This window comes from Sediminibacterium sp. FW305-C-49 (genome assembly GCF_058231085.1).
Window position 1 is genome coordinate 926,335 of record NZ_JBIQXS010000001.1, and the last position, 19,878, is coordinate 946,212.

The following is a 19,878-nucleotide window of genomic DNA, read 5'->3' on the forward strand; positions in this document are numbered from 1 at the left end:
AAACGATTAGCCATAGGAATAAGATACAGGTAATCACCTGTATCGAAATACTGATCAATATAAAACATTTTATCCTTATTCGAAAAAGTTTATTCGTTACTGTGCCACTGGTAAAACGAGATCCATTTACTTTTGTGGCATGAATGAATGGAATAGCTTACAGCAAATAATAATGAACAGAAGAAGTATCAAGCCTTCTTTAATGAATGGAAAAAAGATTGAACAAGCTTCTGTTCAGCAATTATTAGAACTCGCAGACTGGGCACCTACACACGGAAGAACCGAACCCTGGCGTTTTATAGTATACACAGGGGAAAGCCTGAAAGCTTTTTGTCAGCAACATGCCGATCTTTACCAGGCTCATACCGATGCAGATAAATTTACCACCGCGAAATACAAAAGCATCATTGAGAATGGCGAAAAAATTTCGCACCTTGTTTTGGTGTATATGAAACGACAGCCCACACAAAAAATTCCTTTGATAGAAGAAATTGCAGCCGTTTCCGCTGCTGTTGAGCATATTTTACTTGGCGCACAGGCTCTGGGTATTGTTACTTTATGGAGTACAGGTGGTATGACACATCACGAAAGCATGAAAAATATGCTCGGGCTTGCGGCAGATGATCTTGTAATGGGCTTATTATACCTGGGTTATTCAGATGAAGCGCCCGCAGAAGGAAAAAGAAATATCCCCCTGGCAGAAAAAATCAGTTGGAATACCTAAACCGCTTTCTCTGCAAAATCTTTCCGTTCTGTACGGCTCACTGGTGAATTGATTTCTCTTTCACAAAGAATTCATAAAGCAGCAAGAAAAAATCAAACCCCTTTTCAGGCTTCTGAAAATTCTGTTTCTTTGCGCATGCAAGCAAACAAGGGTAAACTCATTATCATTACAGCACCTTCTGGGTCAGGTAAAACTTCTATTACACATTACCTGCTTCATCAATATCCTTTGCTTTGTTTTTCCATTTCCGCTGCCACCCGCTCTCCCAGAGGGCAGGAAAAAGATGGGGTAGATTATTATTTTATCAGCCCGGAAAACTTCCAGCAAAAAATACAAGAAGAAGCTTTTGTAGAATGGGAGATGGTATATGAAGGAAAATATTATGGTACCCTTAAAAGTGAACTGGAACGTATCTGGAATGAAGGACGTGTTCCTGTACTGGATATAGATGTTAAGGGCGCTATTCATGTACAACAACAGTTTGCAGGCAATTGTTTGTCCATTTTTATACAACCCCCATCAGTGGAAGAGTTAAAGCGTCGTTTAGAAAGCCGGGGTACCGAAACAGCCGAAAGTCTTGCTACCAGGGTTAATAAAGCCAGCTATGAAATTTCTTTCAGCCATCATTTTCATCATACTGTTGTAAACGATGATCTGCAGAAAGCCTGTGTTGCAACAGAAACATTAATCAAAGATTTCTTAGGCTGGTAACGATGTTTCCCTAAATTTAGGGACATCAATATATTTCAACATGTCTTTCCAGAACAGAACCATTCTTATTACCGGTGCCAGTCGGGGTATTGGTAAAGCCATTGCTTTGCGCCTTGCCAAAGAAGGTGCCAATATTGTTGTAGCTGCCAAGAGCATTACCGAAGACCCCAGGTTAGGTGGCACTATTTATACAGCGGCTGAAGAAATTGAGGCTGCGGGTGGTAAAGCGCTGGCTGTTCAGGTTGATATAAGACATGAAGAACAGATAGTGTCGATGGTTGAACAGGCCGTCGCTAAATTCGGTGGTATCGATGTGGTAATCAATAATGCTTCTGCCATTCAGCTTACACCCACAGAACAAACAGAAGCCAAACGTTTCGACCTGATGCACAGCATCAATGTAAGAGGAACTTTTCTTGTTGTGAAACATTGTATTCCCTGGCTGAAAAAAGGAAATAACCCACATATCATTACACTATCTCCACCCATTAGCCTTCAACCCAAATGGCTGGGCGGACATATTGCATACACCCTTACCAAATACAATATGAGTATGCTGGCGTTGGGTTGGGCAGCAGAATTTAAAGGTGCGGGTATTGCATCCAATGCTTTATGGCCCAGAACAACGATTGATACTGCCGCAGTACGTAACCTGCTTGGTGGTGAGGCGCTTGCTAAAATGAGTCGTACTCCTGATATTATTGCCGACTCTGTTTTTTATATCCTTCAGAAAACGGGATTAAATTGTACCGGTAATACTTTTATTGACGAAGAAGTACTTGCAAAAGAGGGTATTACAGATTTGGATAAATATGCAGTTGTACCCGGTGGTCAACTGTATAATGACCTCTTTGTATAATGATTGGTTTACTTTACTAGGATAGTTAATCAATTTTTAAGCATTGAGGCTATCCTTTTTTTGAAAATAGTAGTAATATCGTGTACCCCCTGATGCGAACTATTGCTTTTATACTGGTTTTAATGACCTTTACGGTCATTTCTGCACATGCCCAATTTCATGGCCGTTGCGGCGATTACAGATATACTATTGATGGTAAACTTATTAGCTCTGTTGATATCAGTTCACCTGGTAGCGATAACGACATCAATATAAAAACCTACTATAAGATCGACGAGAAAAATGGCTATATCTGGTTCTGGATTGAGGAAACAGAATCCGGAAAAAGCAGAATAGGCCAATATACCAGTCTTTGGAGTCGCTTGTCTGAATTGAGTGATGATGGTTTCAGCAGTAATCCAAACAACCCTTCCGAGATACTGGTTCAACTGAAAAGTAGTCAACAATTTTTTTTTACCACGGTTTATACTACACAAAAAAAGGGACCCCAATATGAGGTCCGTAATAAATTAGCCATACGTTTTAAGGATAACCAGGAAGCCAGTGCTTTTGCAGCTGAAGTAAAACAGCATCTTCCCCGTTACAAATAATATGTTATTCCATCTGTTTCTCCGGGCGCATTTGCGGAAACAATAATACATCCTGGATAGAGGGCTGATTGGTCATCATCATACATAAACGATCAATACCAATACCAATACCAGATGTTGGTGGCATACCATATTCCAGCGCACGAAGGAAATCATGATCAATAAACATGGCTTCATCATCACCACGTTCCATCAGTTTTAACTGCTCCTCAAATCGTTCACGCTGATCAACGGGATCATTCAGTTCAGAATAAGCATTGGCAATTTCTTTACCATTTACCATCAACTCAAATCTTTCCACCAAACCCGGCTTGGTTCTGTGTTTTTTGGTAAGCGGGCTCATTTCCACCGGGTAATCGATGATAAATGTGGGTTGAATAAAAGTATGTTCGCTGGTAGCACCAAAAATTTCATCAATCAGCTTTCCCTTGCCAATATTACCAGGCACATCAATTTTTAATTGTTTGCAAACATTACGCAATCCTGCTTCATCCATATCACTTACATCAATACCTGTATTTTCTTTAATGGCATCATGAATGCTGATTCTTTTGAAAGGTGCTTTGAAACTGATCACCTTATCACCTAAAGGCACATCTGTGGTACCGTGTAATGCGATGGCAATTTTTTCAAACAGTTGTTCGGTGATTTCCATCATCCAGAAATAGTCCTTATACGCTGTATACCATTCAAGTACGGTAAACTCGGGATTGTGCGTTCTGTCCATCCCTTCATTCCTGAAATTGCGGCTGAACTCATATACCCAGTCGAACCCGCCAACAATCAAACGCTTCAGGTATAGTTCATTCGCAATACGGAGATAGAAGGGAACGTCTAAGGCATTATGGTGTGTAATGAATGGTCTGGCTGCTGCACCTCCTGGAATTGCCTGTAATACAGGCGTATCTACTTCCAGTGCTCCCTGCTCATTCAGAAAAGTACGGATGGTATTAATCAGTTTGGTGCGCTTTACAAATGTATCTTTTACATCGGGGTTAATGATCAGGTCAGCATAACGCTGGCGGTACCTGAATTCAGGATCGGTAACCGCATCAAATACATTTCCTTCCTCATCGCGTTTTACTACCGGTAGTGGCTTGAGCGATTTGGCCAGCATGGTAAATGTTTGCGCATGAACAGATGTTTCACCAGTCTTGGTAATAAAAGCAAAACCGGTTACACCGATAATATCACCCAGGTCGAGACCATGTTTAATTACATGATCCCAGAACGATTTGTCTTCTTCCGGACAAATATCATCGCGCTTCACATATAATTGAATAATGCCTTTGCTATCCTGTATTTTAATAAAGAACACTTTTCCCTTGTCGTTAATACTCATGACCCTACCTGCCACACAGATTCCTGCAAACGAATCTTTGGTTTCTTCTGAATAGTTTTCTTTAATATCTGTTGAATAGTGACTAACAGGATACAAAGCTGCCGGGAAGGGATCAATACCTGCTTCCTGTAATTTGGCCAGTTTCTCACGGCGAATCAGTTCCTGCTCCGATAAATGTGCTTGACTCATATAAATACTACGATTACTTAAAGAGCAGCAAAATTAACGCTTAGCAGGCAAGAATGGTGAAAGATCGGCGGATTATTCAGTATCCCGTTTGCTGGCAGGCTGGTAAACATCAGGATGATGAATCTGCATGATCCGGCCGGTGAGTTGTTCGGGAATCTGCTCCCAGCCAAACTGTTTGTATAAACCATGAGCATCTTTGGTGAATAGCATCCATCTTCTCAGCCCCTGTAAATCGGGATGTGCATGAATGGTTTCCATCAGCCATTTCGACAAACCCTGTCCTCTGTATGCGGGTAAAACAAATACATCGGCCAGGTAAGCAAAACAGGTTTGGTCGGTAATGACACGGGCAAAACCTATTTGTTTATTTCCATCAAAAACACCAAAACAAAGAGAATGCTTTATCGACTTTTTAACCAATGCAATAGGAATATGTTTGGCCCAATAAGATTCTTCAGAGAGATACCGGTGAATGGTTTCGATATCCATGGCTTCACCATCTGTTGTAATGGAATAATCGCCATTTTCAGCAATGACTGTGTTATTCATAAAATAATTGTTTAAATAATGATGCTTTTGAAACAGCAACAAGATCACCAGGTTGCATGCCATCGATGGTTAATTGTTCAATTCTGTAACGAATAAGTCTCAGGGTAGGGAAGCCTACGGTTGCTGTCATTTTTCTTACCTGCCTGTTTTTCCCTTCCTGTAAAACCATACTGATCCAGGGTGCGGGAATTTCTTTTCTGAAACGGATAGGCGGATTTCTAACCGGCACTATAGGGTCAACAGTAAACTGATACACTTTCGCAGGTGCTGTTTTATGTTGTTTACCATCAACAGCAATAGTTACTCCTTTGGATAATTGTGTAATAGCTTCCTGTGTAATTGCGCCATCTACCTGTACCCAGTATTCTCTTTCATGTTTAAATGTCGGATGCAGCAAACGATGATTCAGTTGTTTGTCGTTGGTCAATATCAGCAAACCTTCACTGTCATAATCAAGTCTTCCCACCGGATATACATCTGTTGGAACCTTAAAAAAATCAGCCAATGTTTTCTTTCCTTCAACCGGCGAGAACTGCGATTGAACGAGATAAGGTTTGTAGATGATGAAGTAGTGATTCATGTAAAACAAAAGTCCCGCAGAAGCGAGACTTTGTATATGGATGGGTTAGTAAGTACTGGGAAATAAATTTCCCTACACAATATTAAAAAGAGTTTTATCGAAAGCAAAAAAATTTTTAAACAATTTTATTCACATTTTAGGGAATGTTGTGAATAGCCCGGCATTTTTTAAGCGCTTTACAGGCTGTGTTTTACACTAGTTAACCCACACTTATTTCAAAAAACTAAAATTGATGATCTCCTGAAATATTGATGAATAAAGGGTTTCAACGGATTGTATTTTGCAACATATAAGACTGACTGACGACACAAACAGGTATCGCACAAGAAAAAATAAGCTGTTTTTTACGTTAAAATCCAACTAAAATAATTTCTCATCAAAGGCGGGCATTACCTTTGATTTTAACAAAATAAGGGCATATGAAGTTCCCCGCACCCGTTTCTGCAAGCTGGATCGCATCATTGATCAACGCTGAGCTCAAAGGAAATCCGCAGGCCATGATTACCGGTATCAACGAAATTCATAAGGTAGAAAGTGGTGATTTGGTTTTTGTAGATCATCCGAAATACTATGATAAGTGTTTGAACAGTGCTGCAGATTTTATCATTATCAATACCGCTGATGTTGTCATTCCCGAAGGAAAAAGCATATTGGTTACCGATGAACCTTTTGAAGCATATTTAAAAATTGTAAAACATTTCAGGCCCTTTACACCTGCACAAAAAAGCATCAGCCCTACTGCAGTAATTGATGACAGCACAGTTGTAATGCCCAATTGTTTTATTGGTGAGCATGTACAAATTGGCAGGCATTGTATCATTCATCCCAATGTAACCATACTTGATCATACTGTCATCGGTGATTATGTAGTAATACAATCAGGTACAGTTATTGGCAGCGATGCTTTTTATTACAACAGCAAAAAAAACCGCGATGTGTGGTTTAAAAAAATGCTGAGTTGTGGTAATGTGGTGATTGAAGACCATGTGGAAATTGGTGCAGGTTGCACCATCGACAGAGGCGTAACAGCAGAAACGAGAATTGGTAAAGGCACCTGTATGGATAATATGGTACACATAGGGCACGATACCACTGTTGGTAAAAACTGTTTATTTGCCGCACAGGTAGGCATTGCCGGTGGAACCATTATTGAAGATGGTGTTACGCTTTGGGGACAGGTTGGCGTAAGTAAAACCCTCACCATTGGCGCCAATGCTGTTGTACTGGCGCAAAGTGGTGTTCCTTCATCACTGGAAGGGGGTAAAACCTATTTTGGTTACCCTGCCGAAGACGCTTCATTAAAAAGAAGAGAACTGGTATGGATCAAAAGAATTCCTGAATTATGGAAGAAAGTAATGGAGAAGGAAGGAAAGTGAGTAGTCAGTAGTGAGTACACAAAACACTCACTACTGACTACTCACTATTCACCCCTCACACCCCTTACTTCAACTGACTATAATTCGGCACATATTTTTCTCCTTTCAGGATACGCAGCAGGTCTTTTTCCAGGGTTTCAACCGGGTATTCAATTATTCTTCCCATTTCTGTCTGGTTACTGTACAAAATCATCGTTGGAACCCTTTTGATATTTTTGCCTGTTTCTTCATGCTGCGGACTTTGCTTATACGCATCTGCAGCATTACTTACAAAAACAAGTTTTACTTTCTGTATATCATATCCTGAAGACTCCAGCATTTTTAACATTCTTGGCACTTCTCTTCTGCTATCGCCACACCAGGTACCGAGAAATATCTCAATAAATGTATTTTTAAGTAGGGGCTTTATAAGGCTGATAATAGATGAATCCGGTTGATACGAACTAAAACCCGGCACAAACCAGTGCTGAAAAACACCTTGCTTCAGAAGTGATATTTCGCAATGACCGAGTAACATAGGGTCTCCATTCGCATTTTTTATTTCAGTGTTCACATACGTTGCCGGTGCCTGCGCATGAGCAGGCGAAAAGGTTGTGGCCATGCATATAGCGGCCACAAACCATATCAATAATTTCATGGTAAATTGATTATAGGTTTGAATAAATAAACGGTTCCGGTTATCCGGAACACCAGAGCGTTGTATTTATTTAACCAAGCGGAGGATGGAAAACGGCAGTTAAATAGGGAGCAGGTAATGAAAAAGAAAGGAAACTGTGTTTTACTGAAACTGGGTAGTTATGCAAATCTCCTACCACTATATTTTTCTCTGTTGTAAATTTCCAGTCTGTTTTAAATTGAATATCTTTTTGTTTTTCTGTAGCAGGAATACCATCGGTATCTGTATTGGTTGTAAACATACAATCGCACCAGTTCTGATCGGCCATGGTAACAGCCAGTGCAGAACATTCTGCATAGGCTAAAATTTTAGCCACCTGCGGTGCGTATAGCGATAAAGACAATATGATGGTTACCAGGTATTTCATGACCCGTTACAAGATACTCCAAATTAAATGGATGCTGTTTAAGGAAGCTGGTATTTAATTTTCAACTCCCCGCATATCCTGTTTATCGAAGTTTCAACCGGCGTATATGAGAATGATGGAAGCGCTTTCAATAATTTGGTATTGTTGAAATATACTTTTGCCTGTGCGGTTCTTGCTGTTTCTTTGGTGAGCAGGGGCGATTTTTTTGTGAACCAAGATTTTATGGCTTCCAGACGCCACACAATGGCTGCCATCAAAGGGGTTACTTTTCGTGAAGGCTGCTTTTTAGCAAAGCCTTGTGCTATAAGGTTGAAAACTGAGCGGTAAGGAATATTGGCGCCACTTATAATATAACGTTGGGCGCTTATATCGCTTTTCATTAAGCCGATCATCGAAGTAACCACATCTTCCACATCCACAAACCCACTCACCCCTTCCGTGTACCAGGGAAATTCATCGTAAGCTGATTTAAAGATGGCAGTGGAGCCGCTGCTCCAGTCACCCGCACCAAGTATGATAACCGGGTTTACAATTACGGCGTTTAATCCTTCACCAATGCCTCTCCACACTTCCATTTCTGCCAGGTATTTGCTTTTACCATATTCGCTGTTACTGGTTTCGGGAGTCCAGTTCATGGTTTCATCTATGGCTACATCTTCACGAATTCTACCCAGCGCTGCTACCGAACTCATAAAAATCATTTTCTGGACATTGGCATCCAATGCAGCATTTACCACATTGGCTGTTCCCTGTATGTTCACATGCTGTAATTGTTTTTTCTGATTGGGATTGAATGAAACAACAGCAGCACAATGATATACCTGTTGAATGTCCTGCATCGCATCTTCCAGTGACATTATATCAAGAATATCTGCTTTCACCCATTCAACCAGGTCTGCAATAGCTGATTGCGGTATAGAAGACCGGTAAGTAGCCCGCACTTTTTGTCCACTCATAACCAGTCGCCGTAGCAAGTGTGAGCCTACCAAACCTGTAGCGCCGGTAACAAGAATCATGAAAGAAGTTTGAACGAAGATAAATGAATGTGGCTGGATATAGCTTTAGCGGCTAAGAACATTTATTACAAATACCGCTTACAACAAGATCATTCTGGATGGCTTTAAACCCATCTGGCAAAACCACTTCCGGAACAATTACATGGTCAAGACAATAAGTGGTACCACATTCATCACACATAAAATGTACATGATCATCGTGATGATGACCAGCCGAACATTCATCTTTACAAAGCGCATACCGTACTGAATTATCGGTCGTGGGAATGGTATGTATAATTCCTTTTTCAACAAAAGTCTGCAGTGTTCTGTATATGGTTACCCGATCAAATTCAGTTCCACTCCTGTGTTCAATATCTGCATGCGCCAATGCGCCATTTGCATCAAGAAAATGTGACAGGATTTTTTTTCTGCTCTCGGTTATACTGAGATGATTCTTCTTCAATAAGTCTACTATACGCTCATTCATAAACATTCCTCTTTACTATGGGTTGTTGGTAAAAATGCCATTTACAAAATGGCCCGACCCTTTTTCTTTTAGTAGTACCGCTATATCTTTTTTAAGTTTCTCCAGTTCTTCTGCTTTTAATCCATCATAAATCTGTCCACGCACTTGTCCGTTTTTATCTATGAGTGCAAAAAATTGTGTATGAATAAACTGGTCCTCAATTTTTTCAACATTGTTCTTTGGATCATCCAGCAGGTAGGAATTTCTGGCCATTTGGTAAAGGCTGTCTTTTCTGCCTGTTACCAATATCCATTTCTTTGTATCGATCTTCATTGAATCGGCATATACTTTCAAACGCGCTACCGAATCTATTTCAGGGTCACTCGTATGCGCCAGGATCATAAAGTCGGGATTGTCTTTATATGCCTCGTAAATACCTTTCATTCCTACATGCATTTTAGGGCAAATGCCTTTACAGGTAGTAAAAAAATACTCCACAACCGTTACTTTACCCAGCAGGTCTTTTTCGGTAACGGGCACACCATCCTGGTTTTTAAACATAAATGGTTTGACATAACTCAGTTGCGGGAGTTTTACTTTCCAGTTATCTGTTCCCTGGAAAAGAAAATAATAAAAAGCTGCTACCAGCACTGCAAAGAACAAAAGGTATCCGATTAATTTTCTACTCATATCTCATCTAAAACACAAAGTTACGCCTCAATCGGTTCAGAATGGGGCTTCAAAAGAGCTTCAAAATAAATTTTGCAACAATGTTGCATTGTTGTATGTTTGCACCCGCATGAACTTCAAGATCAATTGGGACGCGTTTGGTATTGCCACTTCACTGGCATGCGCCATACATTGTGCCTTGCTGCCTTTATTCTTAAGCAGTTTACCTCTATTCGGATACAACATTATTGAAAACAATTGGTTCGAATATGGTATGATAGCCCTTGCTTTTGCAGTAGGTACCTATTCTTTATACCATGGCAGAAAAAAACATCACCACAGTTGGTTACCGATGCTCTTCTTTACGATTGGCATCATTTTATTGCTCAGTAAAGTGATCTGGCATCATTGGGAACTTTGGCTATTGATTCCTGCCGTGCTTTTTATCATCACCGCACATTATCTCAATTACCGCATGTGCAGAACACATAATCATGCGCATAGTGACGATTGTAATCACTAAACAGATTCATCAACCAACCGTTTTAACTGTCTTTCTTTTGTAGCTCACAGTCATTGCAAACAATCACAATGTTTTCTGCAAAACGTGGGCTGACACTGGATTTCTGACCATTGACCTCAATTTCAATTAATTCGTCGTAAGGCTGCCGCGACAACACTTTGATGGGCTGATTCATTCGCAGTCCTACCTTATCCACATACTGCAAAAAAGTAGCGGAATTATCTTTTACACCCACCATTTTACAGTGATGTCCTACTTCTTCTTCGTTTAAAGTTTTCTTCGCAGGTATTTTCATTTCACCTGATGCGGTAGGAATTACGTCGCCGTGTGGATCGAAAGAAGGATAATTCAAAAGCTGGTCCAACCGATCGATCAGCTTTGGACTTTGAATATGTTCCAATTGTTCTGCCACTTCATGTACTTCATCCCAGGTAAATCCAAGGTGTTCATATAAAAATGTTTCCCATAAACGGTGTTTGCGCACCACTTCTACTGCCTGTCGTTTTCCTTCAGTGGTTAATGATGACTTGCCGTATTTCTCGTAATTGATCAGTTGTTTCTCTCTTAGCTTCTTTAACATGTCGTTAGCTGTGGCTGGCTTTACGCCAAGCTGTGCCGCCAGCTCATTGGTACCAGCTTCGGCTTTATCGGCCTGTTCCAGTGTAAGTTGTAAAAGGGCTTTTAAATAATTCTCTTCTGTTGTAGATAACATAGCTCAAAGATAAAAGAAAAGGCAAACTATATTTGTTAGATTAATCTAACATTTATATTTTTGCCTATCGAACTATACACCCGGCAGCATGAAATCGATTCTGAGCATTATACTAATAGTAATTACACAACAATTTGCGTGGGCGCAGCAGGCTGTTGTTGCGGGCAGGATAAGTTCATTTGGAAAGGGGATTGAAACAGTTTCTGTTCGATTATTAAACAGTACAAGTCAAACGATATCAGATAGTAATGGATTATACCGCCTTCACCCGATAGCACCTGGAACTTATACTTTACTTGCTGAGCGGGTAGGCTATGAGTCTTTCAGGAAAAAAATTCAACTAAAGACGGAAGAATCTTTAATCATAGACATTGTATTGAAGCCCGTTGAAACTGCTATACCGGATGTGGTGGTTACAGGTACGCTTAAAGAAGTGAGAAAAACAGAAAGTCCTGTACCTGTAGAAGTGTTTACACCTATGTTCTTTCGCAAAAATCCGACTCCTAATATTTTTGATGCATTGCAACAGGTGAATGGGGTAAGACCTCAGTTAAACTGTAATATCTGCAATACAGGGGATATTCATATTAATGGTCTGGAAGGCCCTTATACCATGGTATTAATTGATGGTATGCCAATTGTGAGCAGCTTATCAACTGTTTATGGTTTATCGGGTATACCCAATGCATTGATTGAAAGAGTAGAGATCGTAAAAGGCCCTGCTTCTTCACTATATGGAAGCGAGGCGGTAGGTGGACTTATCAATATCATCACTAAAAATGCGCAGCATGCTGCTAAGTTTTATGCTGACTATATGCACACAAGCTGGAATGAAAAAAATGCTGACATTGGTTTTGTGCTGGAGCCTTCAAAAAAACTTCGTGTATTAACGGGTTTGAATGGATACCTGTACGATCACCCTATTGATAATAATAAAGATGGCTTTACAGATGTAACCCTGCAGAAAAGGCTTTCCGTTTTTCAGAAATGGTCGGTATCGCGAAAAGAAAATCGTTTATTCAGTTTTGCTGCACGTTATTATAATGAAGACCGTTGGGGTGGCGATATGCGTTGGAATAAAAGCTTCAGAGGTGGCGATAGTATTTATGGCGAAAGTATTTATACGACCAGATGGGAACTCACCGGTCAATACCAGTTGCCTACCAAAGAAAAACTATTGTATTCAGTATCCTATAATTCGCACCAGCAGGATAGCCGTTATGGCACTACTTCCTATGTAGCCAACCAGCAAATTTTGTTTCATCAACTTACATGGGACAAAAAAATAGGCAGGCATGATCTTTTATCTGGTTTGGCAGTTCGTTATACTTTTTATGACGACAACACACCTGCTACTGCAAATGCTGACCCTTTGAGTACTAAAAACCAACCTCAGCAAACATGGTTGCCAGGTGTATTTATACAGGATGAAATAAAATCGGGTAGGCAACAACTGTTAATGGGTTTGCGTTATGATAAACATCCCATACATGGCAATATTGTTACACCAAGGATTGCATACAAATGGAAGATTAACGAAGACCAAAACATTCGCTTAAATGCCGGAACAGGTTTCAGGGTAGTCAATCTGTTCACAGAAGACCATGCCGCATTAACAGGTGCCAGAAAAATAGTGATCAAAAATGAATTAAAACCCGAGCGCTCTTACAATATCAATCTTAACTACACCAAAAAAATGCTTACGGGCAATGGCACAATATGGGGGTTTGATTTTTCGCTTTGGTATACCCATTTCAATAACCGTATTATTGGTGATTATGAAACCAATCCGAATGAAATAAATTACGATAACCTGAAAGGGTATGCAGTGAGTAAGGGTATTACCCTGAATAGCGATTTCAGTTTACTGAACGGATTGAAAGGAATGGCTGGCATTACCATACAGGATGTATCGCTTGTTGAGGGTGGAATTAAAACACAACAGATACTTACAGAAAAAATTACCGGTACTTGGTCTTTATCCTATAAAATAAAACCATGGAATCTGGGAATTGATTATACCGGTAATTTCTATGGCCCGATGCGTTTACCATTACTGGGACCACTTGACCCGAGAAAGTCGCATTCGCCTGTATGGAGTTTACAAAATATCCAGTTTGTTTTTTCAGGCATGAAACAAACCGAAATCTATGCTGGTGTAAAAAATATATTGAACTGGACACCTGACAGGGGCAATCCATTTTTAATTGCCCGTACACACGATCCTTTTGATAAGAAAGTTCAGTATAATGCCAATGGACAAATTACTGCTACACCTGAAAACCCATATGCGCTGAGTTTTGATCCTACTTATGTGTATGCTCCTAATCAGGGTAGACGCTTTTTTGTAGGGCTTAGAATTTCTTTGAAATAAAACCAGTTCCATTTACTTTGTCATACATCTATTGTATCGTATAACTCACACCTCCATCTTTCTCATCTTTTAACTGTACGCCCAACGCTGCCAGTTCATTTCTGATTTTATCACTGGTAACAAAGTCTTTGCGTTGTTTGGCTTCTTTACGGATATCGATGAGTAATTGTAATACACCGTCGAGCTTTCCATCATTTGCTGTTCGTTCACCAGTGAGGCCAAATATATCTTCGATGTACAGTTTCAGTTGTTGCTGTAACAACTGAAACGTAGCACCACTAATGGCATCTGGTTTAATATGTTTGTCTTTGATTGAATTAATTACCGAACTCAATTCGAACATATTGGCCAGCACTTTGGCAGTATTTAAGTCATCGTTCATGAATTCTTCAAACTCTCCGATCAGTTGACGTACTTTTTCATCCTGCGCTTTTTCAGTAGCTGCTGCACTTGTATTGATCTCCTGTTTGATCAGCCACTCATAGGCTTCCCACAAACGACGCAATGCTTTTTCTGATGCCTGCAAAGCTTCATTACTGAAATCGAGTGTTCCTCTATAATGGCTCTGCAGTATAAAAAAACGTACCGTCATTGGATGATAGGCCTGTTCCAGTATTGGATGTGTACCTTCAAACAATTCACTTAACTTAATGACATTATTATAACTCTTTCCCATCTTCTTTCCGTTGATGGTAATCATGTTATTGTGTAACCAGTAACGTGCCGGTGTTTTATGATTGCATACCGTGCTCTGTGCAATCTCACACTCATGGTGTGGGAACTGCAAATCCATTCCGCCTCCATGAATATCAAATTCCTGACCCAGGTATTTGGTACTCATGGCAGAACATTCTATATGCCATCCGGGAAACCCTTCTCCCCAGGGGCTTTGCCAACGCATGATATGTTCCGGTGGGGCATTTTTCCATAAAGCAAAATCGCTTTTATTGCGTTTCTCTTCCTGGTTATCAAGTTCGCGAGTACTATCTATCTGATCATCCAATACTCTGCCACTTAACATACCATAGGGCATTCCTTTTTTTGAAAAGTCGGTATTGTATTTCTCTACATCGAAATACACTGAGCCGTTGGCTTCATATGCATAACCATCTGCTATGATTTTTTTAATCATCTCAATCTGCTCTACGATATGGCCTGTAGCAGTAGGCTCAATGCTGGGAGGCAGGTTATTAAATCTTGCCATGGCCCAATGATACAGATTGGTATATTTCTGCACCAGCTCCATCGGCTCCAGCTTTTCCAGCACCGCTTTGGTGCTGATTTTATCTTCAGCCTCTCTTCCTTCTTCTTCAAAATGACCCGCATCTGTTATATTTCTTACATAGCGTACTTTATAACCAAGGTGCATAAGGTAACGGTACACGACATCGAATGTTATAAAAGGCCGGGCATGCCCCAGGTGACTTTCTCCGCTCACGGTAGGTCCGCACACATACATGCCTACATAAGGTGCATTGATGGGTTCAAAAACTTCTTTTTTCCGGGTAAGCGAGTTATAAACTTTAAGTGACATGCTGGTAAATTAGAGGAAATAAAACGGGTAACAAAGTGCGTGAGATCCTGAACAGATCTATTTTCTGATCAGCAACAGCAACAACAGGTATAGAGGCTTTTCCGCTTCATGATACTGCGAAGATATTTATTTTTTCAATTGCAGGTCAGAAACCAGCATAATATGGTCACTCAAACCCTCATCTACCATATCAAACATTTTTACATGGAATGACGGATCCGCCAGAATATAATCAATCCGCAAAGTGGGGGCCAGCGCAATAAAGCTTCTGCCAATGCCAAAACCCTTCTTCAGAAAAGCATCCTGCCAGTTCTGTTTTATATGAAAATAGGTGTACGAATTGGGTACATCGTTAAAATCGCCACAGATCAGGGATGGATAGGGACTTTTATCCAGCTCATCTTTTACAATGCCTGCCTGAACACCCCGGCGTTTGAAGGCCAATCTCATTTTCCGGACAATATTTTTAGAAGCACGCAAACCTTCATCATCCTGATCCTTTATTTTTTCGAGGTCAGAATAATCAGCTTCTTTGAATTTAAATGACTGAAGATGCGTATTAAATACCCTGATTGTATCATCACCTTTCACCAGATCAGCATAGATCAAACTTTCGGCTACAGGGTATTTAACCTTACCAGTATTGGCAATGGGGTATTTAGAAAAAATAATACAGCCCGACTGGTACTCACCGCTACCTCTTATATAATCCTTTGAGAAATGGTGATAGGGATAGTTCTTTTTGAAAAGTGATAAATTATCCGATTCAGGATTATTCCCTTCTTTATGGTTAAACTCCTGCAGGCAAACCACATCGGGTTCAAATTTCAGAATCGATGCCACGAGTTCTGTTCTGGCCATTTTTCTGGCTTCCTTATTCTTCGTAAATCCATTAAAACTCTGAATGTTCCAGCTTACCACACGAAACAATCCTTCCGGTTTTCTTTCGTTAACTGCAGGACCCGAGCGCCATGCAAACACAACATTTACCTGTTGAAATCCAATAAGCAATGTTGTAATAGACACCAATGCCATTTTGGGTTTTACGATGAGCCAGAAAATGATGAAGAAAATGAGTCCTACGATCAGGTAGGGAGCAATGAGTCCTGTAAAACCAATCATCCACCATTTGGCCGTATTTAAAAAAGGACTCAAACAGGCAAGCAGAAACAGTACAACGATCGTCAGATTGAGAATAACGACCAGCGTTTTTGTTACCCGCCGGAAAAAGCTGCTTGCCATGAGTTAAAAATACTGATTAAGATAGAATCAGGTTAAAAAATAAGCCACAGATTCACAGATTAGAGAAAAGTAATCTGTGAATCTGTGGCTTTCTATTCAAACCAACAGTATAAAATCAAATATCCTCGTTACTGGCTCTTTTAAGAAAGGCTTTTTCTTCATCCGTTAAAAACTGGTAGCCTTCCTGATTAATTTTATCAAGGATTGCATCAAGTCTTTGCTGGGTAAGGTTTACCTTTTTTTCAAATGGCTTTATTCCTGTCTTATAAAAATGTTTATCTGACGAAGACTGCGTTCTGTGCTTTTTTTCTGGATTGAAAAGATCATCGATCCATTGTGCAAACCTGTTCATCCAGGCTCCCCAGTCAGATCCCCGACGCAATTGTCGAATATAGAAATACCCGACAAGTCCTGCTAACAGATGACCCGCTCCAATACCTGCATTACCCGTAGCCATGGTTGCAAAGTCAATAGCAACAAATATTAGTGTAATCACCCATAGTGGTATACCTCCGTTAAGTAAGGGAAACACCCGATAATCCGGTGCCAGTGTGGTGGTAGCTACGGCAATAGCCATCACGGAAGATCCTGCTCCCAGTAGTGGCGCTACTGTTTGTACATTATTTGCCAATACTGGAACAAGATTATTCATCAGCAAAAACGAAAGACTACCAACCAGTCCACCATAGATATATATGGGAATGAGTTTATTATTTCCTGCCAGATCCTGTAGAATAAAACCAAAACACCAGAGCCATAACATACTGCTGATAAGCTGCCATATACTGTGATGGGTAATCATGGTAGAGATAAAAGTCCAGGGCCTTGTTAAAAATATATCTGTTTGTGCCGGAAGACTTACCCAGTTTAATACCTGCCGATAAAAAAATTCGTCCGGAATTTCTGACAGATAATACACCACTTTAATAAAATTCACGATCACAAACATCAGCATGTTTACCGCAAACAGGAATACCAGTGAATTATTATCCTGCCCCAGTAATATCTTCCTGTTATTGCTTTTGTAAGATTGTGTAGCCATATCGCACGATTTCTTTATTAATACAACGTTTTTCTGTTGGTTTTGTTCCAGGTGATGACAATCAGTAATCCCACAAGTCCTCCGCCAATATGTGCCCATCTGGCAACATTATCGCCTGCTGAGTTTTGTATGGCATAAAATATTTCATACCCGAAATAGAATATACCTAACCATTTTGCTTTAACGGGAACCAGAAAATAAATATAGATGTATGTATTGGGAAAGAGATATACGAAAGCGGCCAGAATACCGAATACTGCTCCACTCGCGCCCACAGTTGCCGTATTCAGGCGGCTGTCGTAATACGATGTAATATTATTGAGCATCTGTTCTGTTATCTCATTATTACCAGGTGTCGAACGCAGGTAGTTGATCAGTTCAGGTTGATACCAGCTAAGTTCATATTTACGCCCGAAGCTCAACAATGCATCTCTAAAAGCTACCGGATCGTTTTGTTGCTGCGCCACCAGAGCGTAATCTCTGACCATGGGCGATAATTCATACGAAAGAAAAAGCAGGTGCATTAATGCTGCACCTAAGCCACAAATCAGGTAAAAAGTCAGAAAGCGTTTGGCACCCCATACATTTTCCAGTATCGAACCAAACATCCACAACGCAAACATGTTACCAATGATGTGAAAATAGTCATTGGTGCTATGCATAAACATATGCGTAATGAGCTGCCATGGTTTAAACAACTCACTCTGCCACGCATGTAAAGCAAAATTGTCTTCAAAAGCAAAAACAGGAGCTGCACCTTTTGAAAAAGTAATCTGTGCCAGGAAAAAAATACCATTAATGATCAGCAGGTTCTTGATGATGATGGGCAATATCTCAAATCTCCCCGGTCTGAATTCTGTCATAATGATAACGCCTCTGCGTATTTAATAGATAACTAAATATTAATCCTTCAACTTTAACTGTACCACATTTTCTATATGCAAGGTATGTGGAAACATATCAACCGGTTGAATTTTTGTAACTGTATATTTTTCATCCAGCAGTGTTAGATCACGCGCCTGTGTGGCCGGATTACAGCTTACATAAACAACAGTAGGTGCTGCAATATCCAGTAATTTTCTAACCAGCTTATCGTGCATGCCTGCCCTTGGAGGATCAGTAATCACCACATCAGGTCGGCCATGTGCTGCGAAAAAAGCATCGTCACAAATATCGACCACATCACCTGCAAAAAAAGCAGTATGGTTAAGCCCGTTGAGCGTAGCATTCTCTTTCGCATCTTCAATCGCATCGGCTACCACTTCCACCCCTACTACCTTCGCCGCCTGTTTGCTTACAAAAATACCTATGCTGCCGGTACCACAATACAGGTCATAGACTGTTTGTGTTCCATCCAACTCAGCAAAATCTCTTGTTACCTGGTATAATTTTTCCGCCTGTTTGGTATTGGTTTGAAAAAACGATTTTGGACTGATCTTGAATTGAAAATCTTCCAGTTTTTCAATGATATAGCCTTTGCCGGTATATACCTGAGGATTCAGGTCAAATAAACTATCGTTGCGTTTGGTATTGATGGTATATAATAAAGTAGTGATTTCCGGAAATGCTTTCAGCATACCATTCAACATCGCTTCACGGTGTTCTTTGTCTTCATATCCTAATATCACATTTACCATCAACTCTCCCGTGCTGGTATTTCTTACAAACATATTCCGCAACCAGCCCTGGTGTTGTTTGATGTCGTAAAAAGGCAATCCATTATCGAGCGTATACGATGCGGCAAATTTTCGGATAAGATTGGTAGGTTCTGCCTGCAAATGGCAGGTATCTATTTCCACAACTTTATCAAAAAAACCACGTGCATGGAAACCGGCTGCGCCGGGTAAGTCATCGGGATTAATGCCTTCTGCTTTCATTTGCCTGAACACATCGGTAGGAATATATTTCCGTGTGGCAAATGTGTATTCCATTTTATTCCGGTAATAGCGTGTTTCTGCGGCTCCTACGATAGGCATAATCTCGGGTAAGCTAATACGACCTATACGGGTAAGATTATCTGTTACCTGTTTTTGTTTGTAGCGCAACTGCTGTTCATAGGGAAGCATTTGCCACTGGCAACCGCCACAAACACCAAAATGCGCACAAAATGGCTGTACACGATCAGGCGAGAAATGATTGATCGCTATGGTTTGTCCTTCGGCCCAGTCTGCCTTGTTTTTGGTGAGTTCAATATTCACCATATCACCGGGTACCGCACCCTCTATGAAAATAACTTTACCATCCACCCTTGCCAATGAACGACCCTCAGCAGCATAGTCTTCTACCGTGATATTTTCTAAAATGATTCTTTTCTTTTGCTTTCTCACCGGGCAAAGGTAAACAGTATGATCTTGA

The 19,878-nt window shown here is 40.4% G+C and carries 21 protein-coding genes; 7 read left to right on the plus strand and 14 right to left on the minus strand.

What is annotated here, in order from left to right; translation table 11 throughout:
* Positions 1 to 172 precede the first annotated feature (172 nt).
* The 4 genes from ACH3Z1_RS03810 (at position 173) to ACH3Z1_RS03825 (ending at position 2,884) form a co-directional block, all read left to right on the plus strand.
* On the plus strand, positions 173 to 724 hold the full coding sequence (locus ACH3Z1_RS03810; protein WP_490820524.1) for a nitroreductase family protein: 552 nt from the start codon (positions 173 to 175) through the stop codon (positions 722 to 724).
* Between the two features lie 135 nt (positions 725 to 859).
* Entirely contained in the window at positions 860 to 1,435 is a 576-nt protein-coding gene (gene gmk / locus ACH3Z1_RS03815) for a guanylate kinase (protein WP_490820525.1), read from the plus strand.
* A 40-nt stretch (positions 1,436 to 1,475) separates the two neighbouring features.
* Positions 1,476 to 2,294 (plus strand): SDR family oxidoreductase, encoded by an 819-nt coding sequence (locus ACH3Z1_RS03820; protein ID WP_490820526.1) that lies wholly within the window; start codon positions 1,476 to 1,478, stop codon positions 2,292 to 2,294.
* A gap of 92 nt (positions 2,295 to 2,386) precedes the next feature.
* Positions 2,387 to 2,884 (plus strand): hypothetical protein, encoded by a 498-nt coding sequence (locus ACH3Z1_RS03825; RefSeq protein WP_490820527.1) that lies wholly within the window; start codon positions 2,387 to 2,389, stop codon positions 2,882 to 2,884.
* Positions 2,885 to 2,888: 4 nt separating this feature from the next.
* On the opposite strand, the gene lysS is transcribed toward ACH3Z1_RS03825, so the two are convergent.
* The 3 genes from lysS to ACH3Z1_RS03840 all read right to left on the minus strand — a co-directional run bounded on the left by lysS (position 2,889) and on the right by ACH3Z1_RS03840 (position 5,544).
* The gene (lysS, locus tag ACH3Z1_RS03830; protein WP_490820528.1) at positions 2,889 to 4,415 is read right to left on the minus strand and encodes a lysine--tRNA ligase; all 1,527 of its coding nucleotides are present in this window, start codon (positions 4,413 to 4,415) and stop codon (positions 2,889 to 2,891) included.
* 72 nt (positions 4,416 to 4,487) lie between these two features.
* The gene (locus tag ACH3Z1_RS03835; protein WP_490820529.1) at positions 4,488 to 4,964 is read right to left on the minus strand and encodes a GNAT family N-acetyltransferase; all 477 of its coding nucleotides are present in this window, start codon (positions 4,962 to 4,964) and stop codon (positions 4,488 to 4,490) included.
* The gene (locus ACH3Z1_RS03840) at positions 4,957 to 5,544 is read right to left on the minus strand and encodes a pseudouridine synthase (RefSeq protein ID WP_490820530.1); all 588 of its coding nucleotides are present in this window, start codon (positions 5,542 to 5,544) and stop codon (positions 4,957 to 4,959) included. The genes ACH3Z1_RS03835 and ACH3Z1_RS03840 overlap by 8 nt, the downstream gene beginning before the upstream one ends.
* Before the next feature lie 419 nt (positions 5,545 to 5,963).
* Between ACH3Z1_RS03840 and ACH3Z1_RS03845 the strand changes: the two genes are divergently transcribed.
* Positions 5,964 to 6,920, plus strand: coding sequence for a UDP-3-O-(3-hydroxymyristoyl)glucosamine N-acyltransferase (locus ACH3Z1_RS03845; protein WP_490820531.1), 957 nt, complete (start codon positions 5,964 to 5,966; stop codon positions 6,918 to 6,920).
* Between the two features lie 64 nt (positions 6,921 to 6,984).
* Here the strand turns inward: ACH3Z1_RS03845 and ACH3Z1_RS03850 are convergent, their stop codons facing one another.
* The 5 genes from ACH3Z1_RS03850 to ACH3Z1_RS03870 form a co-directional block, all read right to left on the minus strand.
* Positions 6,985 to 7,557, minus strand: coding sequence for a thioredoxin domain-containing protein (locus tag ACH3Z1_RS03850; protein WP_490820532.1), 573 nt, complete (start codon positions 7,555 to 7,557; stop codon positions 6,985 to 6,987).
* A gap of 70 nt (positions 7,558 to 7,627) precedes the next feature.
* A complete protein-coding gene (locus tag ACH3Z1_RS03855; protein ID WP_490820533.1) occupies positions 7,628 to 7,963 on the minus strand; it encodes a hypothetical protein in 336 nt (111 codons plus the stop codon).
* A 38-nt stretch (positions 7,964 to 8,001) separates the two neighbouring features.
* Positions 8,002 to 8,979, minus strand: coding sequence for an NAD-dependent epimerase/dehydratase family protein (locus tag ACH3Z1_RS03860; RefSeq protein WP_490820534.1), 978 nt, complete (start codon positions 8,977 to 8,979; stop codon positions 8,002 to 8,004).
* Between the two features lie 52 nt (positions 8,980 to 9,031).
* Positions 9,032 to 9,448, minus strand: a complete 417-nt coding sequence (locus tag ACH3Z1_RS03865) for a Fur family transcriptional regulator (protein ID WP_490820535.1) — start codon at positions 9,446 to 9,448, stop codon at positions 9,032 to 9,034.
* A gap of 15 nt (positions 9,449 to 9,463) precedes the next feature.
* Entirely contained in the window at positions 9,464 to 10,117 is a 654-nt protein-coding gene (locus ACH3Z1_RS03870) for an SCO family protein (RefSeq protein ID WP_490820536.1), read from the minus strand.
* Positions 10,118 to 10,226: 109 nt separating this feature from the next.
* On the opposite strand from ACH3Z1_RS03870, the gene ACH3Z1_RS03875 reads away from it, so the two are divergent.
* Entirely contained in the window at positions 10,227 to 10,619 is a 393-nt protein-coding gene (locus tag ACH3Z1_RS03875) for a MerC domain-containing protein (RefSeq protein WP_490820537.1), read from the plus strand.
* A gap of 22 nt (positions 10,620 to 10,641) precedes the next feature.
* On the opposite strand, the gene ACH3Z1_RS03880 is transcribed toward ACH3Z1_RS03875, so the two are convergent.
* Positions 10,642 to 11,331 carry a metal-dependent transcriptional regulator gene (locus ACH3Z1_RS03880; RefSeq protein WP_490820538.1) on the minus strand — a complete coding sequence of 230 codons (690 nt, stop codon included), beginning with the start codon at positions 11,329 to 11,331 and terminating at the stop codon, positions 10,642 to 10,644.
* A gap of 88 nt (positions 11,332 to 11,419) precedes the next feature.
* Here ACH3Z1_RS03880 and ACH3Z1_RS03885 point away from each other — a divergent pair, with 88 nt between their 5' ends.
* Positions 11,420 to 13,705 (plus strand): TonB-dependent receptor, encoded by a 2,286-nt coding sequence (locus ACH3Z1_RS03885; protein WP_490820539.1) that lies wholly within the window; start codon positions 11,420 to 11,422, stop codon positions 13,703 to 13,705.
* 28 nt (positions 13,706 to 13,733) lie between these two features.
* Here ACH3Z1_RS03885 and cysS read toward each other — a convergent pair whose 3' ends face one another.
* From cysS to rlmD, 5 genes are all read right to left on the minus strand, one after another.
* A complete protein-coding gene (cysS, locus tag ACH3Z1_RS03890; protein WP_490820540.1) occupies positions 13,734 to 15,239 on the minus strand; it encodes a cysteine--tRNA ligase in 1,506 nt (501 codons plus the stop codon).
* Positions 15,240 to 15,365: 126 nt separating this feature from the next.
* On the minus strand, positions 15,366 to 16,481 hold the full coding sequence (locus tag ACH3Z1_RS03895; protein WP_490820541.1) for an endonuclease/exonuclease/phosphatase family protein: 1,116 nt from the start codon (positions 16,479 to 16,481) through the stop codon (positions 15,366 to 15,368).
* Positions 16,482 to 16,596: 115 nt separating this feature from the next.
* On the minus strand, positions 16,597 to 17,523 hold the full coding sequence (locus ACH3Z1_RS03900) for a rhomboid family intramembrane serine protease (protein WP_490820542.1): 927 nt from the start codon (positions 17,521 to 17,523) through the stop codon (positions 16,597 to 16,599).
* A 17-nt stretch (positions 17,524 to 17,540) separates the two neighbouring features.
* On the minus strand, positions 17,541 to 18,386 hold the full coding sequence (locus ACH3Z1_RS03905) for a rhomboid family intramembrane serine protease (protein ID WP_490820543.1): 846 nt from the start codon (positions 18,384 to 18,386) through the stop codon (positions 17,541 to 17,543).
* A gap of 39 nt (positions 18,387 to 18,425) precedes the next feature.
* On the minus strand, positions 18,426 to 19,850 hold the full coding sequence (rlmD, locus tag ACH3Z1_RS03910; protein ID WP_490820544.1) for a 23S rRNA (uracil(1939)-C(5))-methyltransferase RlmD: 1,425 nt from the start codon (positions 19,848 to 19,850) through the stop codon (positions 18,426 to 18,428).
* Positions 19,851 to 19,878 lie beyond the last annotated feature (28 nt).

Excerpts from the sequence above, each read along its gene's own strand:
- ACH3Z1_RS03905 (WP_490820543.1), bottom strand. The coding sequence starts at position 18,386 with ATGACAGAATTCAGACCGGGGAGATTTGAGATATTGCCCATCATCATC.
- ACH3Z1_RS03850 (WP_490820532.1), bottom strand. The coding sequence starts at position 7,557 with ATGAAATTATTGATATGGTTTGTGGCCGCTATATGCATGGCCACAACC.
- ACH3Z1_RS03865 (WP_490820535.1), bottom strand. The coding sequence starts at position 9,448 with ATGAATGAGCGTATAGTAGACTTATTGAAGAAGAATCATCTCAGTATA.
- ACH3Z1_RS03860 (WP_490820534.1), bottom strand. The coding sequence starts at position 8,979 with ATGATTCTTGTTACCGGCGCTACAGGTTTGGTAGGCTCACACTTGCTA.
- ACH3Z1_RS03855 (WP_490820533.1), bottom strand. The coding sequence starts at position 7,963 with ATGAAATACCTGGTAACCATCATATTGTCTTTATCGCTATACGCACCG.
- gmk (WP_490820525.1), top strand. The coding sequence starts at position 860 with ATGCAAGCAAACAAGGGTAAACTCATTATCATTACAGCACCTTCTGGG.
- ACH3Z1_RS03880 (WP_490820538.1), bottom strand. The coding sequence starts at position 11,331 with ATGTTATCTACAACAGAAGAGAATTATTTAAAAGCCCTTTTACAACTT.
- ACH3Z1_RS03900 (WP_490820542.1), bottom strand. The coding sequence starts at position 17,523 with ATGGCTACACAATCTTACAAAAGCAATAACAGGAAGATATTACTGGGG.
- ACH3Z1_RS03895 (WP_490820541.1), bottom strand. The coding sequence starts at position 16,481 with ATGGCAAGCAGCTTTTTCCGGCGGGTAACAAAAACGCTGGTCGTTATT.
- ACH3Z1_RS03875 (WP_490820537.1), top strand. The coding sequence starts at position 10,227 with ATGAACTTCAAGATCAATTGGGACGCGTTTGGTATTGCCACTTCACTG.
- ACH3Z1_RS03870 (WP_490820536.1), bottom strand. The coding sequence starts at position 10,117 with ATGAGTAGAAAATTAATCGGATACCTTTTGTTCTTTGCAGTGCTGGTA.
- ACH3Z1_RS03820 (WP_490820526.1), top strand. The coding sequence starts at position 1,476 with ATGTCTTTCCAGAACAGAACCATTCTTATTACCGGTGCCAGTCGGGGT.
- ACH3Z1_RS03885 (WP_490820539.1), top strand. The coding sequence starts at position 11,420 with ATGAAATCGATTCTGAGCATTATACTAATAGTAATTACACAACAATTT.
- ACH3Z1_RS03810 (WP_490820524.1), top strand. The coding sequence starts at position 173 with ATGAACAGAAGAAGTATCAAGCCTTCTTTAATGAATGGAAAAAAGATT.
- ACH3Z1_RS03835 (WP_490820529.1), bottom strand. The coding sequence starts at position 4,964 with ATGAATAACACAGTCATTGCTGAAAATGGCGATTATTCCATTACAACA.
- cysS (WP_490820540.1), bottom strand. The coding sequence starts at position 15,239 with ATGTCACTTAAAGTTTATAACTCGCTTACCCGGAAAAAAGAAGTTTTT.
- ACH3Z1_RS03840 (WP_490820530.1), bottom strand. The coding sequence starts at position 5,544 with ATGAATCACTACTTCATCATCTACAAACCTTATCTCGTTCAATCGCAG.
- ACH3Z1_RS03845 (WP_490820531.1), top strand. The coding sequence starts at position 5,964 with ATGAAGTTCCCCGCACCCGTTTCTGCAAGCTGGATCGCATCATTGATC.
- lysS (WP_490820528.1), bottom strand. The coding sequence starts at position 4,415 with ATGAGTCAAGCACATTTATCGGAGCAGGAACTGATTCGCCGTGAGAAA.
- ACH3Z1_RS03825 (WP_490820527.1), top strand. The coding sequence starts at position 2,387 with ATGCGAACTATTGCTTTTATACTGGTTTTAATGACCTTTACGGTCATT.